A 12,810-nucleotide genomic window follows, 5' to 3' on the forward strand; every position below is an offset into this window, starting at 1 on the left:
GTCGTTGTTCGAGCACGTGCTGAGCCAGACTACTCTGCCACAAGCCAAAGAACTGCGCCGCGTTGCCGAGCCGCTGATCACTCTGGCCAAGACAGACAGCCTGGCTAACCGCCGTCTGGCTTTCGACCGTACTCGTTCGAAAGCTATCGGTGGTAAGCTCTTCAACGACCTGGGCAAGCGTTACGCTACCCGTGAGGGTGGCTACCTGCGCATCCTCAAGTGCGGTTTCCGCGCTGGCGACAACGCGCCTATGGCGTACGTCGAGTTGGTTGATCGTGCTACTGCTGGCGAAGCTGTATCCGCCGAGTAAGACGTCAGTCTGAAACAAAAAACCGGGCCTAGTGCCCGGTTTTTTGTGCCCGCAGGAAACGCGCTGTTCGTACAAGCTTCTGACATTGTTCTGTTGTCACTATGTGCCGGGACGCATAATTAGTAATTATCTATCGGTGACTACAAGTTAATGAATTTGTAGGTGTCACATCGATGATCAATACTTCCCAGCAAGCCGATTAGCCGGCAGTTTCAAGACTGACAGAGGAAGAAGACCGCATGAGCCAGATCAAAACGCTTACGACCGCCAGTGGCGCACCTGTCGCTGATAACCAGAATTCTCGCTCCGCCGGCCCTCGTGGCCCGCTGCTGCTCGACGATTTTCATCTGATCGAGAAGCTTGCCCATTTCAACCGTGAAAACATTCCTGAGCGCCGTGTGCACGCCAAAGGCTCGGGTGCTTACGGTACGTTCACCGTGACCCGCGATATCACCGAGTACACCAGCGCCAAACTGTTTGAGGCCGTCGGCAAACAAACCCCGACGTTCCTGCGCTTCTCCACTGTAGGCGGTGAACGTGGCTCGGCTGACACCGAACGTGATCCACGTGGTTTCGCCCTCAAGTTCTACACCGAAGAAGGCAACTGGGACATCGTTGGCAACAACACCCCTGTGTTCTTCATTCGTGATCCGCTGAAGTTTCCCGACTTTATCCACACCCAGAAACGTCTGCCGCAGAGCAACCTGAAAAGCGCGCAAATGATGTGGGACTTCTGGTCGCATTCGCCTGAAGCGCTGCACCAGGTGACCATCTTGTTTTCGGATCGCGGCATCCCTGACGGCTATCGTCACATGCACGGCTTTGGCAGCCACACCTACAGCCTGATCAACGCACAAGGCGAGCGTCACTGGGTGAAATGGCACTACAAGACCCAGCAAGGGATCAAGAACCTCGCGCCGGCCGACGCTGCACGTCTGGCGGGCACCGATCCGGATTACGCCCAGCGTGACCTGTTCGAGGCGATTGAGCGTGGCGATTTCCCGAAATGGCGCGTATGCATTCAGATCATGACCGAGGCTCAGGCTGCAGCGCACTACGAGAACCCGTTCGACGTGACCAAGACCTGGTCGCAAAAGGAGTTTCCGCTGATCGAAGTCGGCGAACTGGAGCTGAACCGCAACCCCCTGAACTACTTTGCCGAGGTCGAGCAAGCCGCATTCGGTCCGAGCAACATGGTGCCAGGTGTCGGTCTGTCGCCGGATCGCATGCTGCAAGGCCGTGTATTCGCCTACGCCGATGCCCACCGCTACCGTGTCGGCACGAACCACCAGCAATTACCGGTGAATGCCCCACGCAGCCCGGTGAACACTTACCAGCGCGACGGTTCGATGGCCTTCGGCAGCAATGGTGGTGCAGCACCTAACTACGAACCGAACAGCTATATCGAATCGCCGAAGCAAGCGCCGCACTACGCCGAGCCTGCGCTGGCCTTGAGCGGTGCCGCTGACCGTTACGACCATCGCGAAGACACCGATTACTACAGCCACGCCGGTGCGCTGTTCCGTCTGATGAGCGACGAGCAGAAAGCCTTGCTGGTCAGTAATATCGCCGGCGCCATGAGCGGTGTTTCACCTGATGTGGTTGATCGTCAGTTGCAGCATTTCTACAAAGCCGACCCGGCGTATGGAGAAGCAATCGCAAAGCTGCTCAACGTACAGCTTAACGAAGTCTAAACGAGAAGCAGAACCGCCCTCATTAGGGCGGTTTTTGCGTTATTTAGGCCGATTTTCTCAGAATATCTTCGCTTTTATTGCGCGAAACGGGGTGACCTTCCGGTCAGCTTGGTTCAAACTACAGACTTTCAGGCAGGGAGATGTAGGGCGATGCAAGGCCACCCAGACGTTATCGATTACCTCAACACGTTGCTGACCGGCGAACTGGCCGCGCGTGACCAATATTTTGTGCACTCGCGGATGTATGAGGACTGGGGTTTCACCAAGCTCTACGAACGAATCAACCATGAGATGGAAGAAGAGGCTGGTCACGCCGACGCTCTGATGCGCCGGATCCTGATGCTCGAAGGCACGCCGCGCATGCGTCCGGACGATCTGGATGTCGGCACCACCGTGCCGGAGATGCTCGAAGCCGATCTGCGTCTCGAGTACAAAGTCCGCGCCGCACTGTGCAAAGGCATTGAGTTGTGCGAGCAGCACAAGGATTACGTCAGTCGCGAAATCCTGCGTGTTCAGCTCAACGACACCGAGGAAGATCACACCTACTGGCTGGAAAAGCAGTTGGGCCTGATCAAGCTCATCGGTCTCGAGAATTACCTGCAGTCTCACACCTGATTGCCAGATACAAAAAAGCCCCTGTCACGGTTGAAGTGACAGGGGCTTTTTCATGCCTGGGGATCAGGCCCGATCGCGAATCAGCAACGGCTTGAGGTAGTGACCGGTGTGAGACTGTTTCATCTCGGCCACTTCTTCCGGCGTACCGGTGGCGATGATCTGCCCACCCTTGGAGCCGCCCTCCGGCCCCAGATCCACCAGCCAGTCGGCAGTCTTGATCACGTCCAGATTGTGCTCGATTACCACCACGGTATTGCCGTGGTCGCGCAGGCGATGCAGCACGTCGAGCAGTTGCTGGATATCCGCAAAGTGCAGACCGGTGGTCGGCTCATCGAGGATATACAGAGTTTTGCCGGTGTCGCGCTTGGACAGCTCGCGTGACAGCTTGACCCGCTGCGCTTCACCACCGGAGAGCGTGGTTGCCGACTGCCCGAGCTTGATGTACGACAGGCCCACATCCATTAACGTCTGCAGCTTGCGCGCCAGCGCCGGTACCGCGTCGAAGAACTCCCGTGCCTCCTCGATGGTCATCTCGAGGGTTTCGTGGATGCTCTTGCCCTTGTATTTGATCTCAAGGGTTTCGCGGTTGTAGCGCTTGCTCTTGCATACGTCGCACGGCACATAGATGTCCGGCAGGAAGTGCATTTCGACCTTGATCAGGCCGTCGCCCTGACACGCCTCACAGCGACCGCCCTTGACGTTGAACGAGAACCGCCCCGGGCCGTAACCACGGGAGCGCGACTCAGGCACACCGGCAAACAGTTCGCGGATCGGTGTGAACAGCCCGGTGTAGGTCGCCGGGTTGGAACGCGGCGTACGGCCGATCGGGCTCTGGTCGATGTCGACGACCTTGTCGAGATGCTCCAAGCCCTTGATGCTGTCATGTGCGGCCGCTTCCAGCGTGGTCGCACCATTGAGTGCAGTAGCGCTCAATGGGAACAGCGTGTTGTTGATCAGCGTCGACTTGCCGGAGCCGGAAACGCCGGTCACGCAGGTCAGCAAGCCGATCGGAATTTCCAGATCGACGTTGCGCAGGTTGTTGCCGCGCGCGCCCTTGAGCGACAGCGTCAGCTTCTTGTTGCGCGGCGTGCGTTTGGCCGGCACTTCGATCTTCACCCGACCTGACAGGTATTTGCCGGTCAGGGAGTCCGGGTGTGCCATGACTTCGTCCGGCGTACCTTCAGCGACGATCTGCCCGCCGTGCACCCCGGCGCCAGGCCCGATATCCACCACATAGTCGGCCAGACGAATAGCGTCTTCGTCGTGCTCGACCACGATCACCGTATTGCCGATGTCGCGCAGGTGCTTGAGGGTGCCAAGCAAGCGGTCGTTATCGCGCTGGTGCAGGCCAATGGACGGTTCGTCGAGGATGTACAAAACCCCGACCAGACCGGCGCCGATCTGGCTCGCCAGACGAATACGCTGCGCTTCACCGCCGGACAGGGTGTCGGCGCTGCGATCCAGCGACAGATAATCGAGGCCGACGTTGACCAGGAATTGCAGACGCTCGCGGATCTCCTTGAGGATCTTGTCAGCGATCTCGCCGCGACGTCCGGTCATCTTCAGCTCGCCGAAGTATTCACAGGCATCACCGATCGGCAGGTTGGTCACTGCCGGCAGGGTTTTCTCGCCCACCCACACATGCCGCGCTTCACGTCGCAGACGGGTGCCACGGCAATCCGGGCAGGCCTGGGTACTGAGGAATTTGGCCAGTTCTTCGCGCACGCTGGCCGATTCGGTTTCGCGGTAGCGGCGCTCAAGGTTCGGCACGATACCTTCGAAGGGATGCGAACGTTTGACGATATCTCCGCGATCGTTGAGGTACTTGAAGTCGACATTCTGTGAGCCGCTGCCGTGCAGGATTTGCTTCTGCTGTTCGGCGGTCAGTTCGTTGAACGGCTTCTCAAGGCTGAACTTGTAGTGCGAGGCCAGTGAGCCGAGCATCTGGAAGTAATAGACGTTACGCCTGTCCCAGCCGCGAATCGCGCCCTCGGCCAGGGTCAGTTCACCATTGACCAGGCGCTTGATGTCGAAGAACTGCTTCACGCCCAGGCCATCGCAGGTCGGGCAGGCGCCGGCCGGGTTGTTGAAGGAGAACAGCTTCGGCTCAAGCTCGCTGATCGCGTGGCCGCAGATCGGGCAGGCGAAGCGCGCGGAGAAGATCATCTCTTCACCTGGCTCATCGTCCATCGGCGCGACTAAGGCAATGCCGTCCGCCAGCTTCAGTGCGGTTTCGAACGATTCGGCCAGACGCTGCTGCAGGTCGGCGCGGACCTTGAAGCGGTCGACGATCACATCGATCGAATGCTTTTTCTGTTTATCCAGTTTCGGCAGTTCATCGAGTTCGCAAATGCGGCCGTTGACCCGGGCGCGGACGAAGCCTTGGGCGCGCAGTTCTTCGAATACCGACAAATGTTCGCCCTTACGCTCGCGGATCACCGGCGCCAGCAACATCAGCTTGCTGCCTTCCGGTTGTGCCAGCACCAGATCGACCATCTGGCTGACGGTCTGCGCTTCCAGCGGAATGTCGTGATCCGGGCAGCGCGGCGTACCGACGCGCGCATACAGCAGACGCAGGTAGTCGTAGATTTCGGTGATGGTGCCGACCGTGGAGCGCGGGTTGTGCGAGGTCGACTTCTGTTCGATGGAGATCGCCGGCGACAAACCTTCAATGGTGTCGACGTCGGGCTTTTCCATCATCGACAGGAACTGTCGGGCGTAGGCCGACAGGGATTCGACATAGCGGCGCTGACCTTCGGCGTACAGCGTGTCGAAGGCCAGGGACGACTTGCCGGATCCGGACAGGCCGGTGATGACGATCAGTTTGTCCCGTGGCAGGGTCAGGTCGATGTTCTTCAGGTTGTGGGTACGGGCCCCACGTATCAGGATCTTGTCCAAAGTGGCCTCGCTCGGCGGGCGTCGAAAACATAGGAGTATACGGGCAAATACTGGATGGATGCACACTATCAAACGAAGGGTTTTTGCCTTGCATGAAGAGAGTTTCATCTATACGCGTCATAGCGTCGCGATATACCCCGTCTTTCGATGGGACTGGTAGAATCGCCGCCGGTTCACACGAGGTTTTTCCATGCACGATCCCCACAGCGAACGCATGAGTGGCAGCGAGACCCGCGCAGCGAGCGGTCTGGCCCTGGTGTTCGCCTTCCGTATGCTTGGCATGTTCATGGTGTTGCCGGTGCTGGCGACCTACGGCATGGACCTGGCGGGAGCGACCCCGGCCCTGATCGGGCTGGCGATTGGCGCTTACGGCCTGACCCAGGCGATTTTCCAGATTCCGTTCGGGATCATTTCCGACCGTATCGGCCGGCGTCCGGTGATTTTCCTCGGGCTGGTGGTCTTCGCCCTCGGCAGTGTGCTGGCGGCTCAGGCCGATTCGATCTGGGGCGTGATCGCCGGACGCATCCTGCAAGGCGCCGGGGCAATTTCCGCGGCGGTGATGGCGTTGCTTTCCGACCTGACTCGCGAACAGCACCGCACCAAAGCCATGGCCATGATCGGCATGACCATCGGTCTGTCGTTCGCCGTGGCCATGGTGGTCGGGCCGTTGCTGACTCGTGCGTTCGGCCTGTCCGGGCTGTTCCTCGCCACGGGCGGCATGGCCCTGTTCGGGATCGTCATCGTGATGTTCATGGTGCCGAAATCCACCGGGCCGTTGAGTCATCGTGAATCCGGCGTGGCGCGTCAGGCCTTGATGCCGACGCTCAAACATCCCGATCTGCTGCGCCTGGACCTGGGCATTTTCGTGCTGCACGCGATGCTGATGTCGAGCTTCGTCGCACTGCCGCTAGCGCTGGTGGAAAAGGCCGGTTTGCCCAAGGAGCAGCACTGGTGGGTTTACCTGACCGCGCTGCTGATTTCTTTCTTCGCCATGATCCCGTTCATCATCTACGGCGAGAAGAAACGCAAAATGAAACGAATTTTGCTCGGCGCCGTCCTGACGCTGATGCTCACTGAGCTATTCTTCTGGCAGTTCGGTGACAGCTTGCGGGCTCTGGTGATCGGTACGGTGGTGTTCTTCACCGCGTTCAATCTGCTGGAAGCTTCGTTGCCGTCGCTGATCAGCAAGGTTTCACCGGCAGGCGGGAAGGGCACGGCGATGGGCGTGTACTCCACCAGTCAGTTCCTCGGTTCGGCACTCGGCGGGATACTCGGCGGCTGGCTGTTTCAGCATGGCGGTCTGTCGGTTGTGTTCCTTGGATGTGCGGGTCTGGCTGCCATCTGGCTGGCCTTTGCTGTTACCATGCGCGAACCTCCCTACGTGACGAGTCTGCGCTTGCCGTTGTCGCCCGAGGCGATCCGCGAAGCGGGTCTGGTCGAGCGCCTCAAGGCCCTCGTAGGGGTAACAGATGCAGTGATAGTTGCTGATGAAGCGGCTGTTTACATCAAACTGGACAAAGAATTAGTGGATCGCGACACCCTCGAACGCCTGGTGAACAACCCGGCCGAGGCTGCTTGCGAAGCCTAGGAGAACGTTATGGCCCGTGGGGTTAACAAAGTCATATTGGTCGGCACTTGCGGCCAGGATCCCGAAGTTCGCTACCTGCCTAACGGTAACGCCGTGACCAACCTGAGTCTGGCAACCAGCGAACAGTGGACCGACAAGCAAACCGGTCAGAAGGTCGAGAAGACCGAATGGCACCGTGTTTCGATGTTCGGCAAGGTTGCGGAAATCGCCGGCGAATACCTGCGTAAAGGTTCGCAGGTATACATCGAAGGCAAGCTGCAGACCCGCGAGTGGGAAAAAGACGGTATCAAGCGTTACACCACTGAAATCGTGGTCGACATGCAAGGCACCATGCAGCTGCTCGGCGGCCGTCCACAACAGGGCGACCAACAAGGCGGTGGCAACAACTACCAGCAGCAGGCGCCACGTCAACAGGCTCCGCGTCCGCAGCAGTCGGCTCCGCAACAGCGTCCGGCCCCGGCTCCACAGCAGGCTGCACCGCAACCGGCTCCGGATTTCGACAGCTTCGATGACGACATTCCGTTCTGATTCGACGCTGCATCCGCGCTGAATAAAAAAGGCCCGTCGTTCAACACGACGGGCCTTTTTTGTGGCGCGCGATTTTACGGTCATCACCTGTAGGAGCTGCCGAAGGCTGCGATCTTTTGATCTTTTAAATCAAGGTCAAAAGATCGCAGCGTGCCGCAGCTCCTACAAGGAGGAATCTGTGCCTCAGTCGAGGATCAGGTGCGGCAGAAACCGGCTGGAATCTTTGGTGATCAGACTGTTGTCTTCCCGCACACCGATCCCCGCCGCCTGATCACCAATCACCCAAGAGCCGACTAGCGTGTAGCTGTCGTCGAACTTCGGCAATGGCGCAAATTCCTGCAGGATGAATGGCGCATCGGTGTAGGGCCCGTCCTCTTTGACGATCAGACCTTCTGCCGTTTGCAGCTCGATATTCGCGCCTTCGCGGGAGAAGTACGGTTTGCGTACCCAGCCTTTGGGCACTGCACTGGCAGGATTCGGATCACGATGCGCCGCGAGCAGATTCGGATGGCCCTTGTGCAGTTCCCACAGCAGCGGCAGCGCTCCTTTGTTCGACAGGATCGATTTCCACGCCGGTTCAAAGAACTGCGTATCGCTCTCGGCGATTGCTGCACCGAACGGCTCGTGGAAGATGAATTCCCAGGCGTGCAGTTTGAACAGGTGCGGGATCCAGCGATCCTGCAGATCGGCAAAGCGACCCTCAGCGGTCAGGCCGATGTCCTCGATGTCGATATGCCGTGATTCGATGCCGACCTTTTCCGCGATCAGGCGCAGGTAGTCGGTGGTGCCCTTGTCTTCGACCGAGTCTTTCATCGAAGCAAAGTAGAACGGCCGCTTGAGCTGCAACTCGGCAAATGCCTGATGTAGCTTGGTGTCGATGCTGTTGAACTGGTCGGCGTGGCGCGGCAGCATTCCGCGCTCGATGCACTGCTCCAGCCAGCCCCATTGAAACGCCGCCGCTTCATAGAGACTGGTCGGCGTGTCGTAGTTGAGTTCCAGCAACTTGGCGGGGCCGTTACCACTGTAGGAAAAGTCCATGCGCCCGTACAGATGGGGATGACCTTCCAGCCAGGAAGTGCGAATCATGTCGTAGTACGGCGCCGGGATGCTCAGGCGATCCAGCAGCTCTTCGCTGTGCACCACGCGGTCGACCAGGTCCATGCACATCTCGTGCAGTTCGGTGGTCGGATCCTCCAGGTCGTTTTCAATCTGCGCGAGGGTGAACTGGTAGTAGGCGCTTTCGTCCCAGTACGGCTCGTCGTCGATAGTGTGGAACAGAAAGCCGAGGCTTTCGGCCGTCTGTTTCCAGTCGGGGCGCTCGGCGCAGTGGATCTTCTTCATGGTCAGCTGCTCGAACGACCGGAGCTGCTGCCCCATCCGCCCCAACCGCTACGGGCGGATGACTGGCTGCCAAAACCACCCCGGGAGGTCGACGAAGCGACGTTCACCGGTTTGCTTTTGCTGCTCTCGTAGTCTGGTTGACTGCGTGGCGCCGATTCGATTTTGCGGTACTGCGTCGACGTGTTGTAGGTCTGGCGCGTGTCGCGGTCGCGATAGACCGTGCGGTTGGCGTTGTTGCTCATCGCATTGCCGATCAGCCAGCCCGAGAGCCAACCGTTGCCGCTACCGGAAGCGTGTGAAGTGCTTTGTACGTTTTGCGCGGCCGTCGCTTCACCGGCAGGCAACTGCGCATTGGCAATCGCATCCAGATCCTGCGGTGCCTCGCCATTCTGCGGCACTTTGAAGCCGCCGAGTTTCGGCACGAAACGGCCGTCGGAATTTTTCTGACACCAGTCGGCGGCGAAGTCGGCGTCGCACTTGGCCTTGTCGTCGTAAGCCGGCGCAATGCGTCGGTGTTCAGTGAGTGCCGCGACGTAGGCGTTCGAGCAAACGTCGGCCGCGACCGAGGCATCGATGCACTGTTCGACCGTTTGAAAGCGTTGCGGATCCAGCGCTGCCGCTTCGCCGGAAATGGCCATGGCCACCGAGGCGGCGAGAGACAGTTGGACGTACTTGCTGCGTTTCATCGAAGGCTTCCTGCCGATCAGTTGGACGGGGTCATGCACGCGGCGTTGAGCATGCCGACGCTGATGGCCACTGCGGCCACGTAGATACCCGAAGCGATTTCACCGTTGGCGATGCGCTGCGACGTGCCCTTGAGCACCAACCCCGTGGCGAGGAAGGCCAGCAGTTGCACCACGGCTGCAATCACCGCCCACAGCACGAAATCGAGAACGTTGACCGAAAACGCGATCACATTGCTGGCCGGAATCGCAAAGCCAATGATCGCGCCAGCCAAAGCAATGGCGGCGGCAATGTTGCCGGAGCGGATCAATTCGAACTCTTTGTGCGGCGTGATGCGGGTGTAGACGAACTGGAACAGCATGAACAGCAGCACGGCGCCGATCAGGTAGACGACGAAACCGACCAGCGCGGTCTTGTTCAGGGAAACGGCCAGCACTTCCAGCATGGAAAACTTCCTTTTTTAAATGGTGCTCAAATCAGTCGTGTACAGCGAAATACCCAGCGAAGTGCTCAGGCTGACGGTGCCTTCCTCGTCCTGTTCGACGGAGAACAGCAGCAGTTCGCGGCGATCGGTCAGGCCGGTCTCGCGCGCGTAAAGCATCGAGTGGTGTTCGATGGTGTAGCTCTCGTCCGGGTTGACCACGTGTTCGGTCAGCGGCACCAGTTCGGTCTGGCCCTGCTCGGTACCCCATTCACGGCTGTACTGGACGCCGTCGTGGGTGTAGGTCGGCAGGCCGATCGGGCTTGCCGGGCCGGCCAGGCGCTGCAGTTCGGCGTCACTGTTGACGGTCACGTAACTGAGGTAGTTGAACAGGGTGACCGATTCGATCTGATCGTCACCGGTGACGTGGATCTGCAGCCAGAAGTCTTCGTTGTTGAGGTAGTAGCGATGCAGCTTGTTGGATTGGCCGAGATCGATCCAGCCGGCGCTCCAGATGGCCTCTGCAGCCGGAACCTGTACCGAGGTGCTGCCATCGAGCAGCAGCGCAAGAGTCGAATCGAAACGCACGCCTTTGCCTTGTGCCATTCCGAGTGGGCCGCCGGCCACTGGAGCGGGCGCGGCAGTCTGCCAGTTGCTGGTGCCCAGCAAGTCTTTGAACCATCCCATGGGTACATTCCTTGAGGCGGGTGGAGGTGTTCGTCGTAAAAAGCGCCGCTAGTGTACCGGGCCGGGCGACGAACGAGCAGGCAAAATGCAAATGTTGTGGGTGCGAAAAACTGTAGGAGCTGCCGCAGGCTGCGATCTTTTGATCTGGGTTCAAGATCAAAAGATCGCAGCCTGCGGCAGCTCCTACAGGGGGCGGTTTTACTGAGCTGATTTTTGCTTCAGGCGCTCAAGGATCGCATTGGCGCTGCCTTCGTTCGGCGTGATGCCGGCGTCGCGCAGTTTGCGTTCCAGATCGTTGCCGGTCGAAGCGTCAGCCAGCTCATCGGCAGCGCTCAGCTCGGCAGCGCGTTGCTGCTGCTTGGCCTGCAGACGGTTCAGGGTGCCGACGGCGGTTTCCAGCTTGCCGTTGGCGCCGCCGCTGGCGATGGATGCGCTGACTTGTGCTTTCTGCACGCTTTCACGGGCCTTGGCCATGTCCACCTGTTGGCGCAGGCTCTTGATCCGCGACTCGGCCTTGCTGATGTCCTTGCGCATGTTTTCGGCGTAGGTGCCGAACTCGTCGCTCTGGGCTTTCTCGGCGGTCAGGTCGTTGGTCAGGGTCGAAATCGCTTCGGCTACTTCCATGGCCAGGTCTTCGCGGCCAGCGTTCAGCGCGGAAACCGCCTTGGCTTCCAGATCCTTGATCTTGGCGTCGTACTCGCTCACGCGGTCAGCGGCCAGTTTGTGCTTGGCCATGATGGTGACCAGCTCGCGGCGGGCGTTGGACAGCGCGGTGTCGGCGTCGCGGATTTCCTGGTCGAGGATGCGCAGGGCCTGTTGGTCGACGATCGCTTCGCCGACTTCATTGGCGCCGCCGCGCAGAGCGGTGAACAACTTGCTCCAGATGGACTGAGTCATTGGATATTCCCTGTTGATTACTTGAAGAAGTGTGCGAAGGCTTCGCTCGCGCGCTGCACGTTGTCGACCAGGGTTTTCACCTCGGTGACGACGTTGGTCAGGCTCGAGTCGGCGCTGAGGGCGCCAAACATGTTGTAAACGGTCTGACCATTGGGCATCGACTCGATACCGATCGACGACAGCGGGAACATTTCCCGGCTGCGCAGCACGGCGTCGTTGAAGGCGCGCACGTCAGTGATCGAATCGATATCCACCAGCACGGTGTCGACGATGATCTGTGCACCGGCCAGGGCAATGTGAATCGGCAGACCGCCGAATTCGTTCATTTCCAGCTTGATGCTGGGTTCGGAGCTCTGGATCAGCGACAGCGTGATCTCCTGCGAAGCCACCTCGTCCAGTGCCTTGAGGGCGTTGAAGAGGCTATCGATGTTCCAGTTGTTGCCTGCGCTCATGTAATTCTCCGACATGAATGAGCCAGCCAGAATCGGTTGGCGTAGCTGTTGCTCCATCTGCTTGAGCAAGCTTCGGTTTTCCGGAAGCACCCAAGTTTCGTGTTTCACATAACCGGCGGCAGCCAGGCCCGCGCGCATCTGCTTCATATAGAAGCTCGACGGTTTTTTCGCGGACGGTTTCGAGCGCTCTCCCTGTGGGCTCTCTGACGCAACAGTGGGGGAGCGGCTTTTCATGGCAATGACTCCGTTATGAACATCTCACGCGTGAGCCACACTACAACCAATTCAAAATGCCATCAATGGCTCACGCGTGAGATTTTTTCGGCCTGTGGAAATCGCTGATGAGGTGTGGTCGCAAGCGTTGTCCCGGGTGGAGAGTGTGTTTCTGATTAATCACTGATGTTTATTGTCTGGAAGGCGAATTTATTTTCAATTCTCCCGCTGTGAATCTTCACTGTTTAAATATTGAAGATAATTCCTACATTGTTTTTGCATGTTTCCGTAAGAAGTAATAGCGATACTTCTTAAGATCGTAGGAAGTGTATTTGGTGTGAGTAATATTAAGAAACAAGCTCGGTTCGCAACCACTGAAAACTTATTCTAGTTTTGGGGGTGTGCACACCTTCACCCCGGTGGAAAATAGCTTGGACTACCGGCCCTTCAACTTTTGAGGAAATCATTATGACTTTCGAAAA

General features: G+C 58.7%; 12 protein-coding genes. 5 read left to right on the forward strand and 7 right to left on the reverse strand.

The window, feature by feature from the left end; all coding sequences use genetic code 11:
* The 3 genes from rplQ to bfr all read left to right on the forward strand — a co-directional run.
* A partial coding sequence (gene rplQ, locus ACIP8I_RS17420) for a 50S ribosomal protein L17 (protein WP_400762645.1) occupies positions 1-310 on the forward strand: 310 nt, incomplete at its 5' end.
* A gap of 239 nt (positions 311-549) precedes the next feature.
* On the forward strand, positions 550-2,004 hold the full coding sequence (locus ACIP8I_RS17425) for a catalase (RefSeq protein ID WP_400762647.1): 1,455 nt from the start codon (positions 550-552) through the stop codon (positions 2,002-2,004).
* Between the two features lie 150 nt (positions 2,005-2,154).
* Positions 2,155-2,619, forward strand: a complete 465-nt coding sequence (gene bfr, locus ACIP8I_RS17430; protein WP_003228714.1) for a bacterioferritin — start codon at positions 2,155-2,157, stop codon at positions 2,617-2,619.
* Positions 2,620-2,682: 63 nt separating this feature from the next.
* Here the strand turns inward: bfr and uvrA are convergent, their stop codons facing one another.
* Positions 2,683-5,517 carry an excinuclease ABC subunit UvrA gene (uvrA, locus tag ACIP8I_RS17435; protein WP_367085911.1) on the reverse strand — a complete coding sequence of 945 codons (2,835 nt, stop codon included), beginning with the start codon at positions 5,515-5,517 and terminating at the stop codon, positions 2,683-2,685.
* Between the two features lie 190 nt (positions 5,518-5,707).
* Between uvrA and ACIP8I_RS17440 the strand changes: the two genes are divergently transcribed.
* On the forward strand, positions 5,708-7,105 hold the full coding sequence (locus tag ACIP8I_RS17440) for an MFS transporter (protein WP_003228711.1): 1,398 nt from the start codon (positions 5,708-5,710) through the stop codon (positions 7,103-7,105).
* Between the two features lie 9 nt (positions 7,106-7,114).
* On the forward strand, positions 7,115-7,633 hold the full coding sequence (locus ACIP8I_RS17445; RefSeq protein WP_007966163.1) for a single-stranded DNA-binding protein: 519 nt from the start codon (positions 7,115-7,117) through the stop codon (positions 7,631-7,633).
* Positions 7,634-7,816: 183 nt separating this feature from the next.
* Here ACIP8I_RS17445 and ACIP8I_RS17450 read toward each other — a convergent pair whose 3' ends face one another.
* The 6 genes from ACIP8I_RS17450 to ACIP8I_RS17475 all read right to left on the reverse strand — a co-directional run bounded on the left by ACIP8I_RS17450 (position 7,817) and on the right by ACIP8I_RS17475 (position 12,349).
* On the reverse strand, positions 7,817-8,974 hold the full coding sequence (locus tag ACIP8I_RS17450; protein WP_400762650.1) for a glutathionylspermidine synthase family protein: 1,158 nt from the start codon (positions 8,972-8,974) through the stop codon (positions 7,817-7,819).
* Positions 8,975-8,976: 2 nt separating this feature from the next.
* A complete protein-coding gene (locus ACIP8I_RS17455; protein ID WP_367085909.1) occupies positions 8,977-9,660 on the reverse strand; it encodes a DUF1190 domain-containing protein in 684 nt (227 codons plus the stop codon).
* Positions 9,661-9,677: 17 nt separating this feature from the next.
* Complete coding sequence (locus ACIP8I_RS17460; RefSeq protein ID WP_027614247.1) at positions 9,678-10,103, reverse strand: DUF350 domain-containing protein; 426 nt, start codon at positions 10,101-10,103, stop codon at positions 9,678-9,680.
* A gap of 15 nt (positions 10,104-10,118) precedes the next feature.
* A complete protein-coding gene (locus tag ACIP8I_RS17465) occupies positions 10,119-10,766 on the reverse strand; it encodes a DUF2491 family protein (RefSeq protein WP_400762653.1) in 648 nt (215 codons plus the stop codon).
* A gap of 198 nt (positions 10,767-10,964) precedes the next feature.
* A complete protein-coding gene (locus ACIP8I_RS17470) occupies positions 10,965-11,663 on the reverse strand; it encodes a PspA/IM30 family protein (protein ID WP_007966153.1) in 699 nt (232 codons plus the stop codon).
* Positions 11,664-11,680: 17 nt separating this feature from the next.
* The gene (locus ACIP8I_RS17475) at positions 11,681-12,349 is read right to left on the reverse strand and encodes a YjfI family protein (RefSeq protein ID WP_400762655.1); all 669 of its coding nucleotides are present in this window, start codon (positions 12,347-12,349) and stop codon (positions 11,681-11,683) included.
* Positions 12,350-12,810 lie beyond the last annotated feature (461 nt).

The sequence above is a fragment of the Pseudomonas sp. NPDC088414 genome, assembly GCF_044753325.1.
Classification (GTDB): domain Bacteria; phylum Pseudomonadota; class Gammaproteobacteria; order Pseudomonadales; family Pseudomonadaceae; genus Aquipseudomonas.